We start from the raw sequence: 22,802 nt of genomic DNA, 5'->3' as shown, positions 1-22,802 counted from the left end.
GCATGGGTCTTAAGAATTATATCGAAGGGATGGAACATCACTTCGAACCAGGCGGTAAACATGAAAAATGGTTTGCCCTGTATGAAGCAATTGCAACTGGCTTATTTACACCTGGCTTTGTAACAAAAGGTAAAACACACGTACGTGATAATATTGATTTAAAACGTATCATGATCTTAGTATGGATGTGCGCACTCCCTATGGTTTTCTGGGGTATGTACAACATTGGAGCTCAAGCAAATACGGCTATCGCATCAGGTGCTGGTCAGGCATTTGACGACTGGCATGTTGCACTACTAAATATGTTTGGTGTTACGATTGGTGAGGGCGCCGGTGTCATAGCAAGTATGCTATACGGTGCGGTTTACTTCCTACCTATCTACGCGACAGTGTTTGTGGTTGGTGGTTTCTGGGAAGTATTATTTGCTGCCGTGCGTAAGCATGAAGTGAATGAAGGTTTCTTCGTAACATCTATCTTATTTGCACTTATCCTGCCTGCTAACATTCCATTATGGCAAGCGGCTGTCGGTATTACTTTCGGTGTTGTAATCGCCAAAGAAGTATTCGGTGGTACAGGTAAGAACTTCTTAAACCCTGCATTAGCAGGTCGTGCGTTCTTATTCTTCGCTTACCCATCTGATATTTCAGGTGATGCTGTTTGGACTGCGGTTGACGGTTTCTCTGGCGCTACAGCACTAAGCTCTGCGGCTGCTGGCGGCCTTGAAGGCCTAACTAGTTCATTGACTTGGGCTGATGCGTTCATTGGTAATATGCAAGGTTCTACTGGTGAAGTATCGGCGTTAATTATCCTATTATCGGGTAGCGTCTTACTTTTCGCAGGTATTGCATCTTGGAGAATCGTTGCTGGTGTATTTATTGGTATGGTAGCAACAAGCTTACTATTCAATATGATCGGTTCTGATACTAATCCTATGTTTGAAGTACCATTCTACTGGCATTTAGTTATCGGTGGCTTTGCGTTTGGTATGATGTTTATGGCGACTGATCCTGTATCAGCTTCATTTACTGAAAACGGTAAATGGGCATACGGTCTGCTTATCGGCCTAATGGTTGTACTTGTTCGTGTAGTTAACCCTGCATTCCCAGAAGGTATGATGCTAGCAATCTTATTCGCTAACTTATTCGCACCTCTATTTGATCACTTTGTTGTTCAAGCTAACATTAAACGGAGACTTGCACGCAATGGCTAGTAAAGAAACTCCACTGAAAACTATCACAGTCGTTGCGGCGCTGTGTTTAGTATGTTCAATCATCGTATCTGGCGCAGCTGTAGGCTTACGTGATGCTCAAAATGCTAACAAAGCATTAGATAAGCAAACGAACCTACTTTCTGTTGCTGGCAAGTTAGAAGAAAATGCGAACGTTGGCGAAATTTACGCTAAGTTTGTTGAAGCGAAATTTGTTGATTTAAGTACGGGTGAGTATGTTGACGAGAATGCAGCGACATTTGATCAACTTAAAAACGTAAAAGATCTAACGAAAAGTACCGACCTAACTGGTAAAGATGTTGCTGGTATCAAACGTCGTTCAAATATTGCTGATGTTTATCTTGTAAAAGATGCACAAGGTAATGTTGAATCTTACGTTCTGCCTGTATACGGTCGTGGCCTATGGTCAACGATGTATGCATTCGTTGCAATCGACAAAGATGGCAAAACAGTGATACGCATTCAGTACTATGACCAAGGTGAAACGCCGGGTCTAGGTGGTGAAGTGTTAAACCCACTGTGGACAGCTAAATGGGAAGGCAAACAACTATTCGATGCGAATGGTGATGTTGCAATCCGTGTCGTGAAAGGTGGTGGTCAAGATAAGACTCCTTCAGGTATTGATGGTCTATCTGGCGCGACGCTAACTAGCCAAGGTGTTGAAAATACATTCCAGTTCTGGATTGGTGAAAACGGTTTTGGTCCTTTCTTGAAGAAATTGCAAAACGGAGGCTTAAACAATGGCTAAGTCTGACTTAAGAGAAGTAGTTACTTCACCCATAGTTACTAACAACCCTATTGCATTACAAATCTTAGGTGTTTGTTCTGCTCTGGCTGTAACAACTAAAATGGAAACAGCGTTTGTAATGACAATCGCTGTAATGGTAGTAACTGCCTTTTCAAGTTTCTTTATCTCATTAGTACGTAACATGATCCCGAACAGTGTGCGTATTATTGTGCAAATGGCGATCATTGCATCACTTGTAATCGTTGTTGACCAAGTACTTAAAGCGGTAGCGTTCCAGTTATCAAAAGAGCTTTCGGTATTCGTTGGTCTGATCATTACAAACTGTATCGTAATGGGTCGTGCTGAAGCATATGCAATGAAGAATAAACCTATCCCAAGTTTCTTAGACGGTATCGGTAACGGTTTAGGTTACGGTGCTATCTTACTTGCTGTTGCGACAGTGCGTGAAATCTTTGGTTCAGGTACTTGGTTTGGTATTGAAATCTTACCACTAATCCAAAACGGTGGTTGGTACCAATCAAATGGCCTATTACTACTTCCGCCAAGTGCATTCTTCATCATTGGTTTATTGATTTGGGCTCTACGTACGTGGAAACCAGAACAAGTTGAGCCAAAGGGGTAAACGATGGAACATTATATTAGTTTGTTCGTACGTGCTATTTTCATTGAAAACTTAGCATTATCATTCTTCTTAGGTATGTGTACATTCCTTGCGGTATCTAAGAAAGTGACAACAGCGATTGGTCTTGGTGTTGCAGTAACAGCTGTACTTACCATTTCAATCCCTGTTAACCAAGTTATCTATAGTGGCGTACTTGCACCAGGTGCACTTGCATGGGCTGGTTTCCCAGAAGCAGATTTAAGCTTCCTAGGGTTCATCACGTTCATTGGTGTAATTGCTGCACTAGTACAAATCTTAGAGATGGTGTTAGATAAATACTTACCAGCTCTCTATAACGCACTGGGTATTTTCCTACCGTTGATCACAGTAAACTGTGCAATCTTCGGTGGTGTATCTTTCATGGTACAGCGTGACTATAACTTCACAGAATCAGTTGTTTATGGTTTTGGTAGTGGTCTAGGTTGGATGTTAGCTATCGTTGCGATGGCTGGTCTTCGTGAGAAAATGAAATATTCAGATGTGCCAGATGGACTACGTGGTTTAGGTATTACCTTTATTACGGCAGGTCTTATGGCGCTAGGTTTCATGTCATTTTCTGGTATTCAGTTATAACAAACAGCTGGCTTCGGTCAGCATGTTTCAAGAGCAAAGGATAAGTCGATGGAAATCATTCTCGGCGTAGTCATGTTCACGGTTATCGTTTTGGCACTAGTAACAGTAATTCTGTTTGCTAAGTCTAAACTGGTAAGTGAAGGTGATATTACAATTAGTATTAACGGTGACCCTGAGAAATCTGTGGTTACTGGTGCAGGCGGTAAACTTCTTGGTTCACTATCTGCGAGCGGTATTTTCGTTTCTTCAGCTTGTGGTGGCGGTGGCACATGTGGCCAGTGTCGTGTGACAGTTAAATCGGGTGGTGGTGATATTCTACCAACTGAACTTGATCACATCTCTAAAGGTGAAGCACGTGAAGGCGAGCGTTTGGCATGTCAAGTTAGCGTAAAAGTTGACATGGACATCGAGCTACCAGAAGAAATCTTTGGTGTGAAGAAATGGGAATGTGAAGTTATCTCTAACGATAACAAAGCAACGTTCATTAAAGAGCTTAAAATGGCTATTCCAAACGGCGAAGTGGTTCCTTTCCGCGCCGGTGGTTACATCCAAATTGAAGCGCCTGCTCACCATGTTAAATATTCAGATTATGATATTCCTGAAGAATATCGTGGTGACTGGAAGCACTTTGGCTTCTTTGACATCGAGTCTAAAGTTGATGAAGAAACGATCCGTGCTTATTCTATGGCTAACTGCCCAGAAGAAGCGGGTATCATCATGCTTAACGTGCGTATTGCTACGCCACCGCCGCGTAATCTTTCTTTACCTGCCGGTAAGATGTCTTCGTACATCTTTAGCTTAAAGGCTGGCGATAAAGTAACGATTTCAGGTCCATTTGGTGAGTTCTTCGCGAGAGAAACTGACAATGAAATGGTATTTGTTGGTGGTGGTGCTGGTATGGCGCCTATGCGTTCACACATCTTTGATCAACTTAACCGTCTGAATACAGATCGTAAAGTTTCATTCTGGTATGGTGCTCGTTCTAAGCGTGAAATGTTCTATGTAGAAGATTTCGATATGCTTGCTAAAGAAAACGAAAACTTTGAATGGCATGTTGCATTAAGTGATCCACAACCGGAAGATAACTGGGAAGGTTACACTGGCTTCATCCATAACGTGATCCTTGAAAATTACCTTGCAGATCATGAAGCACCAGAAGATTGTGAGTACTACATGTGTGGCCCTCCAATGATGAATGCTGCTGTTATCGGCATGCTGAAAGATCTTGGTGTTGAAGATGAAAACATCTTACTAGATGACTTTGGTTAATCTTTTTTGATTCAATTAAAATCGATGTATCGATGGCTAGCTCTGATGGGGCTAGCCATTTTTATTCTTGGTTGTAGTGAGCAAAAAAGTACCGAAGAAGTACTTTTCTCTGGTCCTACTATGGGTACAACTTATCACATGAAAATAGTGGGTTTCCCACTGTCTGAACAAGATAAGCAAGATATCCAAATTGAGATTGATAGACGTTTAGAATTAGTCAACGATCAGATGTCGACTTATCGTCCTAATTCAGAGTTATCGCGCTTTAACCAAAGCGTGGCGGTTACTGATTTTGAAGTATCTCGTGATACTGCAAAAGTCGTGCTAGAGGCTCTTCGTTTGAATAAACTGACGAATGGTGCACTGGATGTTACTGTTGGTCCTTTGGTTAATCTTTGGGGATTTGGTCCAGATAATAAACCGGAAAAAATACCGTCACAGCAACAGTTAGATATTGTTAAGCAACGTATTGGTATTCAGCATTTAGCGGCGACAGAAACCACGTTAAGCAAAGACATTGACGGTTTATACGTTGACTTGTCTTCGATTGCTAAAGGTTATGGCGTAGATGTTATCGCTGAATATTTTACTTCACTAGGGATTGTCAATTACCTGGTTGAAGTCGGCGGTGAACTGCGTATTAATGGTGTGAATGCACGCGGTATTGATTGGCAAGTTGCGATTGAGAAACCGACCGCAAGCGATCAAAGTGTGCAAGAAGTAATTGCTGTTGGTAACAATGCAATTGCAACATCAGGTGATTATCGCAATTACTACGAGCTTAATGGTGAGCGTTTTGCGCATACCATTGATCCTGTAAGCGGTAAACCGATTAAACATAAGCTTGTTTCTGTGACTGTTATCCATACTTCATCGATGACTGCTGATGCACTCGCTACGGCGTTAATGGTGATGGGTGAGAAAGACGGTCTTGAGTTTGCCAAACAGCAAGAGTTAGCTGTATTGATGATCTCGAAGTCAGATTCAGGGTATAATGAAGTGTATACCAAACAGTTCGAACCTTATTTACAATAGAGGCTAATATGGCTTATTTTGCTGCAACATTTGTTATTTTTGCGCTCGTTATTGCGGGTATGTCGATTGGCTATATCGTGCAAAAGAAATCGATCACAGGTAGCTGTGGTGGTATTAGTAACTTAGGCATGGACAAGGCGTGTGATTGCCCCGATCCATGTGATAAGCGTAAAGTTAAAATGGCAAAAGAAGAAGCTAAACAAAAGATGTTAAACGAACACCGTATCATCTAGTTTATGCCAAGCACCTAGCTATAAAGTGCAGCACGCACTTTATAGCTTGTTCTTCTTTATCTTTCCTGATCCACCTCCCTCGAAGACAACTAATTTATTCCTCCGTTCTTATATCGAAGTAGATTTTTTCAAGCATGTTTACGATGTCTTATTTAACGATAGCTATGAGATCTTGGCAATTCAGCAACACCCAACCGGACTGGAAGAACCACCGAATTATTCTATACTTTACTCTCACATGTCTTAACCGACTTGGTAGGGAGTGGTTGTGAATTTACATCTATTGTTTAGTTTTGTCGTCATTGTTTTTAGTTTATCGAGTGGTTCTGCTCTGGCTGCAAACAGTACATCATTAACTAGATCATTAAATAAGTCACCTCAGGTGTTGCAGATAATTAATGACAGCGCGACTCTCCATGAAGCCTTTAATCTCTCGCCACACGACACACTAATCAAGTCAAAGCAGCGCGTTGATAAACGTGGATTCAGCCATACGCGTTATCGTCAAGCGTATCGTGGGGTACCGATATGGGGTGAAGAGATCATCATTAATCGGGATCGATCAGGCAGAGCCATATATGTTAACGGGCGCCTTATCCATAACCTTGCCGACTCACAGCTTGATACCATGCCGCATATCAGTGCCAATAGCGCGCTCAATACCATGCAAGCTCGAGTTAAAAACAGACCAAGCAATAATAGCCCGCTTATATTCCGTAATGAATCGTCGGAGCTGGTGATATTCCTCGCAGCGGGTAAGCCTAAGTTAAGTTATGCTGTGAGCTTTTTTGCTGATAGTCGTGATGGAGGCCAGCCGACACGCCCGACTTTTCTGGTTGATGCGCATGACGGTTCGGTATTATTCGAATATGAAGGCTTAACCCATGTTCAAATGGCAACTGGACCAGGTGGTAACGCTAAAACTGGCCTCTACAGCTTCGGGGACGAATTCGAGATGCTCGACGTAGATATCGATATGGCTGCGAGTAGCTGTACGATGAACACGCCAAATGTTAAAACCGTTGATCTTAATCATAGCGAGTCCGGTTCAACGGCTTTTTCATTTACCTGTAATGAGAATAGCGTTTATATAAATGAGCATAAATTTATTAATGGTGCTTTCAGCCCGCTCAATGATGCTCATTATTTTGGTGGCGTAGTGTTTGATATGTATAACGAGTGGCTAAATGAATCTCCGTTAACGATACCGCTGATGCTGCGCGTTCATTACAGTACCAACTATGAAAATGCTTTCTGGAATGGTTCTTCGATGACATTTGGTGACGGATTAACAACCTTCTACCCATTGGTCAGTTTAGATGTCATGGCGCATGAGGTCAGTCATGGTTTTACCGAACAACATTCTGGACTGATTTATTCCGGACAGTCTGGTGGTATCAATGAGTCATTTTCTGACATTGCCGGTGAAGCTGCTGAGTTTTATATGAAGGGCTCTGCAGACTTTAAAGTCGGCGCTGATATTATTAAGGATCCCGATGGTGCACTGCGTTATATGCAAGATCCAACATTGGACGGTTCATCAATCGGCCATGCCGCTGATTATTACAATGGCATGAATGTGCATTACTCCAGTGGGGTATACAACCGCGCATTTTATCTGTTGGTGCATACAGAAGGTTGGGATGTAAAGGAAGCATTTATACTGTTTGCGACAGCGAACCGAGATTACTGGAGTCCAAGTGATGGCTTTGATAAGGCATATGATGGTTTGTTGGCAGCCGCCAGTGGTCTGGGCTACGACCAAGCTGATATCACAGCAGCATTCCAACAAGTCGGCATACCAAAACCACCCCCAGGCCCTGTGTGTGATAATAGCAATACTGCCACGTCATCTTTAGTTAATGGATCCTCGACGGACAATTTCAGTGGCGTTGCTGGCGAATGGCGTTGTTGGGTACTTGAGGTAGGCGCTGAAGCGACAGATCTAGATGTAGTGCTGCGCAATACTGCAAAAGGTAAAAAAACCAATCCTGGTGATGCCGACCTGTATATTAATTTTGGCAGATCCCCCTTGGTTGACCCATCAATCCCTGATGGGGTATTTGATTGTGGCTCGTATACACCAAGTAGTGATGAAAGCTGTTTAATGACGAGCTCAAACATCCCGACAATAGAGAGTTCACTATATATTGCTGTTTATGCTTACAGTAGCTTCCCCTCTGTCAAGCTCACGGCGAATTATTCCCCGGATACAAATGGTGAGACTCCTCCATTACCAACCAGCGATATAACATTGACTGCCACTGAAAAGGGCGGCCGTAATAAAAAATTCGTATCGTTGAACTGGACAGGTGCAATAACAGAGATGGTAAATATTTATCGTAAAGATAGAGACCAAGATAATTATAGCCTTTTAACTGAAACTCAAAACGATGGGGCTTATAAGGATAACGATGGAAGTAGTTATAACTCTTATCAACTTTGTGATGTTGGGCAAACGAGTCAGAGCTGCTCCAATGTGACACCGTAGAATTGGTCTCTAGTGTCTATTAATACATAATGGGAAATAAACTAAACAAAAGATGTTAAACGAAATTGTATCCTCTCGTTTATGCCTACTATTTAGCTATAAAGTGCAGCGTGCACTTTATAGCTTTGTTTTCTGCACATTCTTTCCTACCTACCTTTAAACGTGCACTCTCTACCTGCTTATTTATCATCCCTTAGTACATCAATCCTCTGGTTTAATATAAATGACGTACTCATTAGTGAGTATTTTTGTTGTCTTTGATATGGATCAATCTGATATTTTATTTCTGTGGCAAAGTACGCGTAAGTTAACCGTTTGTTACCAAATGATGCAAAAGAACATCAGGTGTAATCAAACTGTATTTGAAATGAAAAACATACCCGTATTGATGGAGCACTACATGAACAAGAAAACCTTATCAGGATTAATCACCGCGTCTTTATTATCTGCAACGCTTGCAGCCCCTGCCTTCGCTCATCAACAAGGGGATATTATTGTTCGTGCGGGTGCCCTTATGGTTGCGCCAAATGAGTCTAGTGATGATGTATTAGGTTTAGGTGAATTCCAAGTGAGTGATAATACTCAACTTGGTCTGAATTTTACCTATATGGCAACCGACAATATTGGTATTGAGCTAGTTGCAGCAACGCCATTCACCCATGAAGTAGCGCTTGAAGCGACTGGTGTGATTGCTGAGGTACATCAGCTACCACCAACGCTATTGGCACAGTATTATTTTGGTAATGCGGACTCTAAATTACGTCCTTATGTCGGTGCTGGTATTAACTTTACTATTTTTTATGATACTAAGTTTAATGAAACAGGTACTGGTGCGGGCTTAAGTAACTTAGATATGAGTAATTCGGTTGGTTTAGCGGCGCAGCTTGGTATTGATTATATGATCAATGATAAGTGGTTGGTGAATGCATCGGTAATGTATGCAGATATTAGTACTGATGTAACATTTGATGTTGGTGCTGATAGCTATAAAATCAAAACAGACATCGATCCATTAGTGTACATGGTTAGTATAGGTTATGTATTTTAATTAGCTTTTACAGTTTCTATTAGCTAAAGATAACAAGGTGCATCTGCACCTTGTTTGTTATTAATTTTACTCTATCCCATTCTTATAACAGCCTATCAAGCCACTTTAATTTTTCCTCATTACTATTTATGATTTGTCCTCGGCTTTATTTTTACTTATAATTAACTGGTCTTTTATACAGTGCTACTTAGTTGGTGATGACTCGTTAAGCTTATGAAAAAAATTATTCATATCGATATGGACGCTTACTTCGCAAATGTCGAAGTACGTGATAATCCCGCTTATAAAAATATTCCTATTGCCATTGGAGGCATGAGTGATCGCCGCGGTGTGATAGCGACGTGTAACTATATAGCCCGTCAATATGGGGTACGTTCTGCCATGTCTTCTTACAAAGCAATGCAACTCTGCCCGGATTTAACATTAGTCCCGTCACGTATGCAGGTATATAAAGACGTCTCGGCCCAGATCCATGAAATATTTTCTCGTTATACCGATTTGATCGAACCGCTATCGTTAGATGAAGCTTATTTAGATGTCACTGATTGTGAATTATTTTCTGGTAGCGCCACGTTAATTGCCGAAGATATTCGTAAATGCATTGAATCTGAGTTGGCACTCACTGCGTCTGCGGGTGTTGCTCCAGTCAAGTTTTTAGCTAAGGTAGCATCCGACATTAATAAGCCTAATGGTTTGTTTGTGATCACGCCATCGCAAGTAAAAGCCTTTGTTGCTGATTTACCACTTAATAAGATCCCAGGGGTGGGGAAAGTGACTTGGCAAAAGCTCAATCGTGTCGGTTTGTATACTTGTGCTGATGTGCTTAAATTCCCTGCTGAAGATATTATTGAGAGTTTTGGCAAGCTCGGGCACAGTTTATTGGAGCGCTGTCAGGGTATTGATAATCGCCCAGTTTGCAATGAACGTCACCGTAAATCCGTGGGTGTTGAAATAACCTTACCTGAAGACATTGTTACGTTAGAGCAATGCATGGCGTTATTTCCTAACTTATACCAAACCTTGCTGCAACGTCTGCAAAAAGCTTCCCCTGATATGCGGATCACCAAGCAAGGTGTAAAGCTCAAATTTAATGATTTTACCCTTACCAGTGCAGAGCAAAGCATTACCACTCTCGACGAGCACCTCTTTACTGACTTATATGTACAAGCGATGACAAAGCAAGAACAACGTGGTATTCGTTTAATCGGTTTATATGTCGGCCTTGCGGGTGATAATGACAGTGAACAATATAACCTGCTGTTTTAGCATTACATTTATTCCATTCAATAATTATCTTTAGCTTTCTATAATCGTTCTGTTATTTCTCTATATTCCTAAAAGTTATTAAGAATCAGTTTATGTTCTTTGGCGGTTATAAGTAAAGGGGCTATATTGATCCATACAATATGAAATTATCCAATTTGGTCTGATGGAGTAGAAGATGAATCAACAGAGGTTGACCCACCTTAAACAGCTGGAAGCTGAAAGTATCCACATAATCAGGGAAGTTGCGGCAGAGTTTGATAATCCGGTAATGATGTATTCAATCGGTAAAGACTCGTCAGTGATGCTACACCTGGCTCGTAAGGCTTTTTACCCAGGTAAGATCCCGTTTCCATTATTACATGTTGATACTAACTGGAAGTTTCGCGAAATGATTGAGTTTCGTGATAAGGCCGTTGATAAATACGGTTTTGATCTGTTAGTACACCAAAACCCTGAAGGGATCGCGATGGGCTGTAGCCCGTTTGATCACGGCAGTTCGAAACATACCGATATTATGAAAACCCAAGGTCTGAAGCAAGCGTTAGACAAATACGGTTTTGATGCGGCATTTGGTGGCGCACGACGTGATGAAGAAAAATCGCGTGCCAAAGAGCGTGTGTATTCATTCCGTGATAAGCATCATCGCTGGGATCCAAAAAACCAACGACCTGAATTATGGCGTACTTATAACGGCCAAGTTAATAAAGGTGAAAGCATTCGTGTGTTCCCATTATCAAACTGGACTGAACTGGATATTTGGCAATATATCTACCAAGAACAAATTGAAATTGTGCCACTTTACCTTGCAGCTAAACGTCCTGTTGTAGAGCGTGACGGTGCGCTGATCATGGTTGATGATGATCGTATGAAGTTAAAAGAAGGCGAGAAAATAGAAGAAAAAATGGTGCGTTTTAGAACCCTCGGCTGTTACCCATTAACAGGTGCTGTGGAGTCTGAAGCGACAACATTGCCTGAAATTATTGAAGAGATGTTACTGGCGACGAGCAGTGAACGACAAGGACGTATGATTGACCATGATTCTTCTTCTTCAATGGAACAGAAGAAACGTCAAGGTTATTTCTAGGTAGGAGCAGGGCAAATGAACACTCAAATAGCAAATGAATTAGCACAAACAGATATCGAAACCTACTTACAACAACAGCAACATAAGAGCTTATTGCGATTTTTAACCTGTGGTAGTGTTGATGATGGTAAAAGTAGTCTGATCGGTCGTTTATTACATGATTCACACCAGATCTATGAAGATCAATTAGCAGCATTGCATGTTGATAGCCAAAAGTCAGGTACTACAGGTGAAGCGATCGATTTAGCCTTATTAGTTGATGGTCTTGCTGCAGAGCGTGAACAGGGGATTACCATTGATGTGGCATACCGTTATTTCTCGACCTCTACACGTAAGTTTATTATTGCTGATACACCGGGACATGAAGAATACACCCGTAATATGGCAACCGGTGCTTCAACGTGTGATCTTGCGGTGATCTTAATTGATGCGCGTAAAGGGGTGTTAACACAAACTAAACGTCACTCGTATATCGCGTCATTACTGGGTATTAAACATTTTGTTGTAGCGGTGAATAAAATGGACCTGGTTGATTTCTCTGAGCAGCGTTTTGAAGAGATCAAAGAGGAATACTTAGGGTTTAGCGAAAAGTTAAATGACATCACCATCGAATTTACCCCGTTATCGGCATTATTAGGGGATAACGTTGTTGATCGTTCTACGCACACACCTTGGTTTAAAGGTCGTACATTATTAGAATGTTTAGAAGCGGCAGATACATCCGATGAAACACTTGATAAACCATTCCGTTTACCTGTGCAATATGTGAATCGTCCTAATCTCGACTTCCGTGGTTTTGCCGGTACGATCTCTGCTGGCCAAATCAGTGTCGGTGATGAAGTGGTTGTTTTACCATCGGGTAAATCAAGTACGGTAAAATCGATTGTTACCTTTGATGGTGATCTCGCTTCTGCACATCAAGATCAAGCGATTACCTTAACGCTTACTGACGAAATTGATGTGAGTCGTGGTGATATTCTTGTTGCTGTTATTGATCAACCTAAATTATCAGATTCGTTATTGGCGAATGTGGTATGGATGTCAGATCAAGCATTACAAACCGGCCGTCAATATGACATTAAACTGGCGAGTAAAAAAACCACGGGTCAGTTTAATTTTATCCATCATAAGATCGATGTGAATACCATGGCTGAGTCTGCGGCAAGCACATTAGCACTCAATGAAATCGGTTTATGTGAGTTAACGCTGACTGAATTGGTACCTGCTGATATTTATAAAGATGTGTCTGACACCGGTAGCTTTATTGTTATTGACCGTTTAACCAATGTAACTGTTGGTGCCGGTATGATAGAGCAAGTACTCGATGCAACAGTGAGTACTAACTCGCATGAGTTTAGTGACTTTGAAGTTGAGTTGAATGCATTAGTGCGTAAGCACTTCCCGCAATGGCAAGCTATCGATATTAGCAAGCTGTAGGATGTTGTTATGAATGTGATACAGGGAAGCATTTTAGTCTCACTCGTGATCTTCATTGGTTTGCTTATCTCAGGTAAGTTTCGACCATCGAGTTTATTTGGTGGGATGGTTATTTTAGCTTACTTGTCTGGCGTTATTGAAATGCCACAAGTCATGGCTGGATTTACCAATCCTTCTCTTATCACATTAATTTTATTATTGCTTATTTCGATTACCATTGAAAAAACGCGTCTAATTAGCTGGATAGGGCGGCAGTTATCCACGGGACGTTTTACTGTGGTGGTTGCTAAACTCGGTATTTCTACCGCGTTACTCTCTTCTTTTACCAATAATACCGCTGTTGTTGCATCACTCATTGGTGCAGTGAAACGTAACAATACCCATGCGCCCACTAAATTACTTATTCCACTTTCTTATGCTGCGATCTTTGGTGGCACGCTGACGCTAATTGGCACATCGACCAATCTGATTGTGAATAGTTTTGTGGTTGATGCTGGGCTTCCCTCATTAGGTTTTTTTGAATTTTCTATTGTCGGTTTAGCTGGTTTTGTTGCTGGCATGATCGTACTTATTACCATGAGCCATCGATTACCCGATCATACCCAAGATGAGAGTGAAGAATTAGTCTATTTTTTAGAAGCACATGTAAAACCTAATTCAGACTTGGTTGGCAGAACCATTGCTGAAAATAATTTACGTGCGTTAAAACAATTATATCTTGCCGAAATACAGCGAGAGGGCGATGTTATTTGTCCCGTCTGTCCAGACGAAGTATTGCAAGCGAATGATCAACTGCTCTTCTGTGGCGATGTTGACTCGGTCGGTGTACTGCAAGATATTAAAGGATTGAAACTGTTTGGCCAAGGTGAACTTAATGGCCAGCATCTCGTTGAAGTGATCGTCAGTCATTCCTCCAAATTAAACGGCTTAACCTTAAAAGAAAGTAAATTTAGAGAGCATTTTGATTCTGTGGTAGTAGCTATCCGCCGAGGGCATAGTCCGTTACGCGGAGGCTTAGGGAATGTGCGATTACGTGCAGGTGATACCTTATTATTAGCCCCCGGTGCCGAGTTTAAAAACAGTAAAGATCTGAGTCGTGATTTTGTCGTGATCAGTGGTTTAGATGTTGCCACACGGTTAAGTGATAAACGTAGTATTGGCGTATTAGCGGGATTTGTTGGCACGATTGCGTTGGCACTAACGGGCACATTACCGTTATTAAAAGGTTTAGTTATATTCGTATTGCTGCTGTGCATGAGCGGTACTTTATCCCTGCAAGAGATCCGCAGACGTTTACCCATTGATCTTTGGATTGTGGTTGGCAGTGCACTCGCGTTATCTAATATGCTACAAACCAGTGGTGTTTCAGATTTATTAGCGGACTCTTTAATACAGGCTTTTAATGGTTGGGGGGTATTAGCCGCATTTATTGCGACTTATTTTGCGACATTATTATTAAGTGAATTAATCACCAATAATGCCGCAGCCGCCTTGGCATTCCCTATTGCATTTAGTTTGGCCCAAAGTTATGGGGTGAGTGAATTACCTTTCATTATGGCCGTTATCTTTGGCGCCAGTGCCAGCTTTATTTCGCCTTACGGTTATCAAACCAATCTAATGGTTTATAGTGCAGGAAATTACGCGCTATCAGACTACCTTAAACTCGGTGTCCCGACATCGATTGCTTATTCCTCTGTGGTATTAGTAATGATCCCATATGTATTCCCATTTTATCTGTGAGCATGTAATGACAACAATTATCAATGAAAGCAATGCTGATACAACAGCAACTGAAAATATCGTGTGGCATAAGCATACTGTAGATAAAGCCGCAAGAGCTGCGAACAAACAACAGCAACCTTGCGTGTTATGGTTTACTGGCTTAAGTGGCTCGGGTAAATCGACAGTGGCGGGTGCATTAGAGAATGAATTACACAAAGCGGGTTATCATACCTATTTGTTAGACGGCGATAATGTGCGTTTTGGTTTATGTGGTGATCTGGGCTTTAGCGATGATGATCGTAAAGAAAATATTCGCAGAGTGGGAGAAGTGGCAAAGTTAATGGTTGATGCGGGTGTTATTGTATTAACAGCCTTTATTTCTCCACACCGTCAAGAGCGTGAACTCGTTCGTGCATTATTGGGTGACAGTGAGTTTATCGAAATACATGTTGATGCCGATCTTGCGATTTGTGAGCAGCGTGATCCTAAGGGGCTTTATAAGAAAGCGCGAGCAGGTGAGATCAAGAATTTTACCGGTATTGATTCTGTTTATGAAGCGCCAACTAAACCTGAATTGTATCTAGATAATGGCAATAACCCAGTTTCAAGCTCAGTTCAACAGATCATGACTTATCTTTCACAGCAAGGTCATATTAAGTAACCGTTTTCTAAGATTAATATTAAGTAACTTTGTCATAAAAATCGTTTGTAAGTAAGGGAGTCGTAGCGAATAAATGGATAGTTCAATAGAGAGTTCAATCGATCATTTAGTCAGTCAAGTTAATGATATCGCTGTTGCAGCAGGACAAGAGATATTAACGATTTATCAGCGCGATTTTAAGGTTGATACCAAAGATGATAACTCACCAGTGACAGAAGCTGATATTGCAGCTAATGACATCATTGTTGCCAGTTTACGTACTATTACCCCTGATATTCCCATTTTGTCTGAAGAAGGTGCAAGCATCCCTTGGGACGAAAGAAAGCAATGGCAAACATTTTGGCTTGTTGACCCCTTAGATGGCACTAAAGAGTTTATTAAACGTAATGGTGAATTTACCGTTAATATCGCCTTGATCCACAACCAACAACCAATATTAGGTGTTGTCTATGCACCAGTATTAGATAAGCTTTATTATACTAATTCTGATGGTGCTTTTTTATTGCATGGCGGTGAAACCGTTAAGTTAGCTGCACTACCCATTCCTAATGATGACGTCGTTAAAGTGGTCGGTTCCCGTTCTCATGCCAGTCCTGAAATGGCATTGTATTTAGCTCGTTATAAAGAAACAGATATTATTCCGGTTGGTAGTTCATTGAAGTTTTGTTTGATTGCCGAAGGGAGTGCACATTGTTATCCACGATTAGGCCCAACTTGTTGGTGGGATACCGGCGCTGGACATGCGGTTGCTTGTGCTGCAGGAGCCAAAGTAGTACAGCTTGATGGTTCACCGTTATTGTATAACCACCAAGAGTCAGTGCTAAATCCGTTCTTTGTTGTAGCTAAATAAACTTAAAAATTAAATGCATTATGTAAATGGCTGGTTAGCTCAGAAAAATATTCCGGGTTATTCTCATGCGGGATGAGCTTAGCCAGTTCATCACCAATATTAGTAAAGCGATAATACTTCATGCGTGATGAACGGTTTTTGACTTTCATTGTTAACTTTTCTTCCCCGTAGCTTATTGGTAAGTCTTTATCTAAAGGAAGATTCACCATTTCTAATTCATTATGATGAATTAATCCCAACTCCGACAAGGTTAAAAAGCTATTGTAAGGTAGTTTGTGTCGACCTAAATTAATCGACTTAAATTGCGGCTTGTTAAACAATAAGAAACTTTTATTGTTATTTTGGCAGTTCAGGACAATCTTACGGTTAGTGTCGTAACCGATTTGAGAACTTAAATTACAAGCTGCTTGAAACATTTGCGCTTCACGTTGGGTCATTTGGTTGAGTGTGCGTAATGATTTAACCGAGAAGCTACCGGAATGGCTTAATTCCAATGCAAAAATATGACCCCATAATGTTTGCATATGTGGGCCTGAAATATCTTTTGCCATCGACATGAAAGCACTGAGCCAATCGGGATCAATATTTTCACTAGTCACGTCATCACAAAAATTATTGGCTCGCATGACAATACTTTCTAAGTTTTTCTGCTGTTTGATCTGCTCTTGATTAACACGCTGAATTGCCCTGTGTTCAAATGTCGTATGCTTATTTACCGTTAGCATGCCATCGATGCCTCTATCTTTGGCAACTTGACGTAGTTGTTGAATACTGTTTAAAATATTCGATTCAATTTTATTTATATTGGTATCAGTATCAGTAACGGACATAGTAAACCTAACGGCGTATTAAGAGGGAGTGAATATAAGCTTTATTTATACCTGATATGGCAATAAAAGTATTGTTTTGGTGTTTAAAATTGATGGATAGTGAGAAATATTTTTATGATGGTTTATACAAATAAATTATTTGGACGAGCGTTGTAATAATAAATCGGCGTCGACTCGTCCAACCCTCAATGGTAACGTTTATATATTCGCGTTGATAATTCCGATAACGGTATCGATTTCTGTTGGGTTCATTTCACCATCTTTGACATATAAGATCTTACCTGCCTGGTCTAATAAAATGATCGCTGAGCTTTTTTCGGTTAATGCCCAGGTTTTACGCATAGCACCTTCACTATCGAGTACAAAAATAGCATCAGGAAACTCTTCCTTGTTACTTTTCACCTGACTAGCCACGATCGCGCCTGTCCCCCAGATAGATTCATCTAAATTGACTAATGTCGCGGTATTATATTTTTCAAACGGAAAATCGGCGGCAATAACAGCGTCAATCATAGGGTCATTGAGTTCTTTTGCGGATGTCCGCCCTGCTATGTGTTGAATTAAAATAACTTTATTTTGTAATTCAGCTGAAGTCCACTGGCGGTATTCGAAATCACCTTCCACTAAATCAACATAACCTTTGTCTGTAATTGTTACTTGGGGTAAATTTTCACCTACTGTTAGGCTATGACTTAAAGCGACAAAAGAAGTGAGTGAGAGGGCGATAACCGTCAGAATTTTTTTCATTATTAGTATCCTTTTAAATATGAAAATGGGTATTAAACCGTTTCAATTCGATAGTTGTGCTGGATTTGAGTAATGAGCAGTATCGAATTATATGATTTTCACATCTTATTCTATTTACCAGGGAAATGTGGCAGTAAAACGTAATTATGTGGTCAATATAATGATTCACTAATCAATTTTGTGTTTGAAGAAAGCATTTTATCTAACTTTATTTTTGATCCTGATATCACCGTATATTGATTTTGATTGATCATGATTTTTTGGCCTTCTACGCCACTTTTACTATCAATAGTTAGCCATACAGGAGAGACACTGCCGATACTGGTTGATGGATAAAGCATGAACAGCTCATACTCAGGTGCGAGCTGACTAATTAATGTCGCTAATAGCAGCGCTTTTTCATCACTGTCTGCTTCATTGGTTTTTAATACGCTAATCGGCGAGAAGAAACTGTTGTCATGTTCCTCTCTATCTGGGATAGCGTAGACCCAATGTCGTGCATTGTTTACAGCTGTACTGAATGATTGCTGTTTAGCTAACTGTGTCGCGATATCTTTTAGATATGCTCTATATTCATAAAATAGTTGAGAGTAATTAGGCCTCACACAAGGTAACTCTTTGTTATTTGGATGTACACAAGGGGTTATTTTGAGATGATAAAAGGCATCATTTTGATATTGGTTATACGCCTGCCAAAACAACTGTGATGCATTACTCTCGTTTTTATTTGTGAATGCGTATCTTATGTCTGTTATTTTATCTTGATCATCTGGAGTATAAAAATTAATACGTTCAATCGCAAATTCAAGTCGGGGAGTTAAGTAGGTATGAATTGCTTTGATAGGATGGCTTAATGAAAACGAAAGCTTATAGCTGTCTTGTAACGAGGTTTCGACGACATCGGTATCAAAGAATGATTTTACATTTATGTTTTTACCTTCGTGATCGGTCCATTGCCAATTAATTGAAAATGAGTTCACTTCGCTATTAGGTAAGCTTATTTGCTTGGCAGAGGATAGTTTGTTGCGCTCATCGGTGTCACCAGAAAGAGAGGCCATTACAGGTACAGACAGAAAAATCATTATGCTTGTGGTTAAAGAAGGCCACAAAGATGCTTTGTTAAAAAAAGAGTGGGCCATTTAATGAATCTCTGATGATAGCGATTCATTAAGCTTGGTAGAAAATGTGATTGATATCAAAAAAAATACAGAATAATTTTTGTTAGCAACCACACCTTATCATCATTATGTTAACTATTACGCGAACTTATTTGCGAGTAAGTAACTGATTACCAGCCTTTTACAATGGCATTGTTGAACAGTTTATTTGCTTCGTCATACACTTCTTGAGTTTGGAATGCAGCGATGAACTGTTTTACTTGTTCAGAATCTTTGTTGTCATTACGTGCAACAATCAAGTTTACGTATGGAGATTCTTTGTCTTCAACGAATACACCATCTTTAGTTGGCGATAAACCAATCTTTGTTGCAAATGTGGTGTTGATAACAGCAAGTGTTACGTCTTGTAAGTTACGTGCTAATAAAGCCGCTTCTAATTTTACAATCTCAATACCAAATGGATTTGCAGTAATATCTAATTCTGTCGCTTTAATACCAACACCCGCTTTAAGTGCAATGATACCTTGCTGTTCAAGTAGTAATAATGAACGGCCTAGGTTGGTTGGATCATTTGGTATGGCAATTTTATTACCTTCTTTTAGTTCGTCAACGTGTTTGATTGACGTTGAGTATGCTGCAATTGGATAAACAAATGTATTTGCTACGGCTGTAATATCATAACCACGTTGTTCGATTTGCGCATCTAGATAAGGTTTATGTTGGAATGCATTAACATCAATACTGCCTTCTTCCAGTGCTCGGTTTGGTGTTACATAATCTGTAAATGTGACAATTTCAATATCTAGGTTGTATTTCTCTTTAGCAATTCTTTTTGCAATTTCAATTACTTCCGCTTCTGGGCCAGCCATTGCACCCACTTTTAATACTGTTGAGTCTTTGTCGCCACTACATGCACTTAATAGCACACTTGATGCAATTGCTGTAACTGATACTAATTTCTTTAGTGAAAATTCCATGATTATTATTTCCTTGAGTTGTTAAAGTTTATTATCTGTGGTCGACTTTACTGATTAAGCGTTCACCGACGGATTGAATAATCTGTACGATGATCACCAGTAAGATAACGGTAATTAGAATAATAGTCGGGTTAAAGCCAATGTAACCATGTTGAATACCAACATCGCCGAGACCGCCGCCCCCGACTGTACCTGCCATTGCAGAGTAGTTTACAAGTGTTACTAACGTGATTGTGATGCTATTTATGATCCCTGGCATTGCCTCTGGGATTAACACTTTCATTATAATCTGTAGTGGGGTAGCGCCCATTGTTTGTGCTGCTTCGATCAGACCTGCTGGCACATCTAATAATGCACCTTCGATTAATCGTGCAATGAAAGGGATTGAGGCTACGGTTAATGGCACTATCATTGCGCCTGTGCCAATTGACGAACCGACAATCAAGCGTGTAAATGGAATAATGGCCACAAGTAGAATAATGAAAGGTACAGAACGACCTATATTAACAATCACACTTAATGCATTATTTAATTTTTTGTTTGCTAAAATACCGTTCGTTTTTGTTACATGTAACAAGATCCCGGTTGGCATACCAAGTAAACATGCAATGGCAGCTGCAATACCAACCATGGCTAACGTTTCGAGGGTTGCGTTAAAAAATAAATTAATCATTTGCTCAGTCGACATAACCGATAACCTCTACATTAACTGCGTGTTGTTGGAAAAAAGCCTTTGCTGCGATAGTATTTTCTTTATCGCCTATCAGTTCAGCTAGCATATAGCCAAATTTGATACCGCCAGCGAATTCAATGTCGGCACTTAAAATATTTACATCGACGTTTAATGTTCTACTTACTTCTGAAATTACCGCTGTATCAACGCTATCACCTGTAAAGCCTAAACGCACTAATGGCATTGAGTTTGCTTTTCTATTTAATGACAAGCGTTGTTTATACTCATCCGGAATTTCTAAGTTTATCGTTGCTTCTATAAAGAGCTGCGCTAATTCCGTTTGTGGATTCGCGAAGAACTTCGCGACGGTGTTTTGTTCAATCAATTCACCTTTATCAATGATCGCAACTTTATGGCAGATATTTTTAACCACTTCCATTTCGTGAGTAATAAGCAGAATAGTTAGGCCTAGTCGTGCATTAATATCTTTTAATAGCGCTAAAATTGATTTGGTTGTGGTTGGATCAAGCGCTGATGTAGCTTCATCACAAAGTAGAACTTTAGGCTCTGACGCTAACGCGCGTGCAATCGCAACACGTTGTTTTTGGCCGCCACTTAACTCAGAAGGGTAGGCGTTATGTTTTGTTTCTAAACCAACGAGTTCGAGTAGCGGTGCGATCTTGTTTTTTATTTCCGCTTTATCCACACCAGCTAATTCAAGTGGTAATGCCACGTTATTAAACACGGTACGTGATGATAATAAATTGAAGTGTTGAAATATCATGCCGATCTGACGTCGTGCAGCACATAGCTCTGTCTTATTTAATTTTGTTAGTTCAACGCCATCCAGCTGAATTGAACCTGATGTCGGTATTTCAAGTAAATTAACACAACGTATTAATGTACTTTTACCTGCACCTGATGAACCAATTACACCGAATATTTCGCCTTTATTGACGCTTAAACTCACGTCTTTCAAGGCATAAACAGGCTTGTCTGTAGTTTCAAATATTTTATTGATATTTGCTAATTTGATCATTTCAACGCCTAAAACGAAAAATAAGAATCGATATATAAGATTAGATATTAATTCTTCATTTATGAGTAACAACTGGATACATATGCTAGTTATTAAGTTGCTCAAAGTCAATGGCCTTTTTTACATCTAGACGGCCGTACGGTGTTTTATTCCTATTGAGGTAGTTTAAGTTTCTTAGGTTTGCATGTAGAAGGTATGGATTGCGTAATTTTTATGACGTGAAATAATGTGTAATTAGAATGATCGATAATAAAGGTAATAAATAGTGGCAACTGCAGCTGTATTCTTAGACCGTGATGGTGTGATTAATAAAGATAAGGGTTATGTTTCACAAATTGATGATTTTGAATTCATTGATGGCAGCATTGAAGCAATGCAACTACTGAAGGCGCATGGTTATCTATTAGTTGTAATAACAAATCAATCTGGTATCGCACGAGGTTATTATACTGAAGATGAATTTATGGCACTAACAGAGTGGATGGATTGGTCACTTGCTGATCGTGGTGTCGATCTGGATGGTATTTATTATTGTCCTCATCATCCCGAAAAAGGCATTGGTGATTATAAGCAAGATTGTTTATGCCGTAAGCCAAACACAGGGATGTTAGATAGTGCAGGTAAAGAGCTTGATATTGATTTTGCTAACTCGTATTTAGTCGGTGACAAATTATCTGACATTCAGGCAGGGCTGAAATCAAAGCTTAAAGCTAATTACTTAGTGTCGACTGGCAAAGTCCTGTGTGAAAGAGGTGCTGAAGCAGCAGATGGCGTATTTACAGACCTATTATCTGTGGCTAAAGCGATAGTTAACGGCTAAATTAGCACGGGTTGATTACTATTTGAGCGATTGCGTTTAATTTAATAAAAGAACTTGCCAATGTAACCCAGATCTCTATAATCGCTCCCACTGACACGGCAACAGCCGCTCAGTATGCTCTTTAACAATTTATTCAAGCAATCTGTGTGAGCACTTGCAGAGATATAATGACCAAATATTATATCAATGTAATTGTGAACATTAAATTAAATCGAAAGATTTGGTTTTATAAACAACAAACTTCGGTTTGTTGTTGAAGTACAGAATTCATTGAGCCGACTTAATTGCTTA

At 40.2% G+C, this 22,802-nt stretch carries 22 protein-coding genes; 16 read left to right on the top strand and 6 right to left on the bottom strand.

The features are described 5' to 3' along the window. Window positions 1-2: 2 nt before the first annotated feature. The 15 genes from PE36_RS17600 to cysQ all read left to right on the top strand — a co-directional run bounded on the left by PE36_RS17600 (window position 3) and on the right by cysQ (window position 16,307). On the top strand, window positions 3-1,211 hold the full coding sequence (locus PE36_RS17600; protein WP_006033408.1) for an NADH:ubiquinone reductase (Na(+)-transporting) subunit B: 1,209 nt from the start codon (window positions 3-5) through the stop codon (window positions 1,209-1,211). Further along, window positions 1,204-1,977: a Na(+)-translocating NADH-quinone reductase subunit C gene (locus PE36_RS17595; RefSeq protein WP_006033407.1), complete on the top strand. Its 774-nt coding sequence runs from the start codon at window positions 1,204-1,206 to the stop codon at window positions 1,975-1,977. Before PE36_RS17600 ends, PE36_RS17595 begins: the two co-directional genes overlap by 8 nt. Further along, window positions 1,970-2,599 (top strand): NADH:ubiquinone reductase (Na(+)-transporting) subunit D, encoded by a 630-nt coding sequence (locus tag PE36_RS17590; RefSeq protein ID WP_006033406.1) that lies wholly within the window; start codon window positions 1,970-1,972, stop codon window positions 2,597-2,599. Before PE36_RS17595 ends, PE36_RS17590 begins: the two co-directional genes overlap by 8 nt. Before the next feature lie 3 nt (window positions 2,600-2,602). After that, the gene (gene nqrE, locus PE36_RS17585) at window positions 2,603-3,211 is read left to right on the top strand and encodes an NADH:ubiquinone reductase (Na(+)-transporting) subunit E (RefSeq protein ID WP_006033405.1); all 609 of its coding nucleotides are present in this window, start codon (window positions 2,603-2,605) and stop codon (window positions 3,209-3,211) included. Window positions 3,212-3,259: 48 nt separating this feature from the next. After that, window positions 3,260-4,480, top strand: coding sequence for an NADH:ubiquinone reductase (Na(+)-transporting) subunit F (gene nqrF / locus PE36_RS17580; protein WP_006033404.1), 1,221 nt, complete (start codon window positions 3,260-3,262; stop codon window positions 4,478-4,480). A gap of 45 nt (window positions 4,481-4,525) precedes the next feature. After that, window positions 4,526-5,515, top strand: a complete 990-nt coding sequence (locus PE36_RS17575; RefSeq protein WP_006033403.1) for an FAD:protein FMN transferase — start codon at window positions 4,526-4,528, stop codon at window positions 5,513-5,515. Between the two features lie 8 nt (window positions 5,516-5,523). Beyond that, a complete protein-coding gene (gene nqrM, locus PE36_RS17570) occupies window positions 5,524-5,748 on the top strand; it encodes a (Na+)-NQR maturation NqrM (RefSeq protein WP_006033402.1) in 225 nt (74 codons plus the stop codon). Between the two features lie 268 nt (window positions 5,749-6,016). Continuing rightward, on the top strand, window positions 6,017-8,239 hold the full coding sequence (locus tag PE36_RS17565) for a M4 family metallopeptidase (protein WP_157517810.1): 2,223 nt from the start codon (window positions 6,017-6,019) through the stop codon (window positions 8,237-8,239). A gap of 400 nt (window positions 8,240-8,639) precedes the next feature. Further along, a complete protein-coding gene (gene ompW, locus PE36_RS17560; protein WP_043994710.1) occupies window positions 8,640-9,287 on the top strand; it encodes an outer membrane protein OmpW in 648 nt (215 codons plus the stop codon). Between the two features lie 213 nt (window positions 9,288-9,500). Further along, window positions 9,501-10,553: a DNA polymerase IV gene (dinB, locus tag PE36_RS17555; RefSeq protein ID WP_006033399.1), complete on the top strand. Its 1,053-nt coding sequence runs from the start codon at window positions 9,501-9,503 to the stop codon at window positions 10,551-10,553. Window positions 10,554-10,728: 175 nt separating this feature from the next. Next, window positions 10,729-11,637: a sulfate adenylyltransferase subunit CysD gene (gene cysD, locus PE36_RS17550; RefSeq protein ID WP_006033398.1), complete on the top strand. Its 909-nt coding sequence runs from the start codon at window positions 10,729-10,731 to the stop codon at window positions 11,635-11,637. A 15-nt stretch (window positions 11,638-11,652) separates the two neighbouring features. Next, window positions 11,653-13,074: a sulfate adenylyltransferase subunit CysN gene (gene cysN, locus PE36_RS17545; RefSeq protein WP_006033397.1), complete on the top strand. Its 1,422-nt coding sequence runs from the start codon at window positions 11,653-11,655 to the stop codon at window positions 13,072-13,074. A gap of 9 nt (window positions 13,075-13,083) precedes the next feature. Next, window positions 13,084-14,814, top strand: a complete 1,731-nt coding sequence (locus PE36_RS17540) for an SLC13 family permease (RefSeq protein ID WP_006033396.1) — start codon at window positions 13,084-13,086, stop codon at window positions 14,812-14,814. Window positions 14,815-14,821: 7 nt separating this feature from the next. After that, window positions 14,822-15,457, top strand: a complete 636-nt coding sequence (cysC, locus tag PE36_RS17535; RefSeq protein WP_006033395.1) for an adenylyl-sulfate kinase — start codon at window positions 14,822-14,824, stop codon at window positions 15,455-15,457. A gap of 73 nt (window positions 15,458-15,530) precedes the next feature. After that, a complete protein-coding gene (cysQ, locus tag PE36_RS17530; protein ID WP_006033394.1) occupies window positions 15,531-16,307 on the top strand; it encodes a 3'(2'),5'-bisphosphate nucleotidase CysQ in 777 nt (258 codons plus the stop codon). Window positions 16,308-16,309: 2 nt separating this feature from the next. Here cysQ and PE36_RS17525 read toward each other — a convergent pair whose 3' ends face one another. From PE36_RS17525 to metN, 6 genes are all read right to left on the bottom strand, one after another. Next, window positions 16,310-17,137, bottom strand: coding sequence for a TIGR03899 family protein (locus tag PE36_RS17525; protein WP_006033393.1), 828 nt, complete (start codon window positions 17,135-17,137; stop codon window positions 16,310-16,312). 198 nt (window positions 17,138-17,335) lie between these two features. Further along, a complete protein-coding gene (locus PE36_RS17520) occupies window positions 17,336-17,884 on the bottom strand; it encodes a YtfJ family protein (RefSeq protein WP_006033392.1) in 549 nt (182 codons plus the stop codon). A gap of 152 nt (window positions 17,885-18,036) precedes the next feature. After that, window positions 18,037-19,023, bottom strand: coding sequence for a hypothetical protein (locus tag PE36_RS17515; protein ID WP_043994706.1), 987 nt, complete (start codon window positions 19,021-19,023; stop codon window positions 18,037-18,039). A 149-nt stretch (window positions 19,024-19,172) separates the two neighbouring features. After that, window positions 19,173-19,979, bottom strand: a complete 807-nt coding sequence (gene metQ, locus PE36_RS17510) for a methionine ABC transporter substrate-binding lipoprotein MetQ (protein ID WP_006033390.1) — start codon at window positions 19,977-19,979, stop codon at window positions 19,173-19,175. 31 nt (window positions 19,980-20,010) lie between these two features. Beyond that, a complete protein-coding gene (locus PE36_RS17505; RefSeq protein ID WP_006033389.1) occupies window positions 20,011-20,667 on the bottom strand; it encodes a methionine ABC transporter permease in 657 nt (218 codons plus the stop codon). After that, complete coding sequence (metN, locus tag PE36_RS17500) at window positions 20,657-21,691, bottom strand: methionine ABC transporter ATP-binding protein MetN (RefSeq protein ID WP_006033388.1); 1,035 nt, start codon at window positions 21,689-21,691, stop codon at window positions 20,657-20,659. The genes PE36_RS17505 and metN overlap by 11 nt, the downstream gene beginning before the upstream one ends. Before the next feature lie 265 nt (window positions 21,692-21,956). Between metN and gmhB the strand changes: the two genes are divergently transcribed. Further along, entirely contained in the window at window positions 21,957-22,511 is a 555-nt protein-coding gene (gmhB, locus tag PE36_RS17495) for a D-glycero-beta-D-manno-heptose 1,7-bisphosphate 7-phosphatase (protein ID WP_006033387.1), read from the top strand. Window positions 22,512-22,802: the final 291 nt, after the last annotated feature.

It is taken from the genome of Moritella sp. PE36 (assembly GCF_000170855.1).
GTDB lineage: Bacteria > Pseudomonadota > Gammaproteobacteria > Enterobacterales > Moritellaceae > Moritella.
The sequence above is the reverse complement of the archived record's forward strand: the minus strand, read 5'-3'. Positions and strand labels throughout refer to the sequence as shown.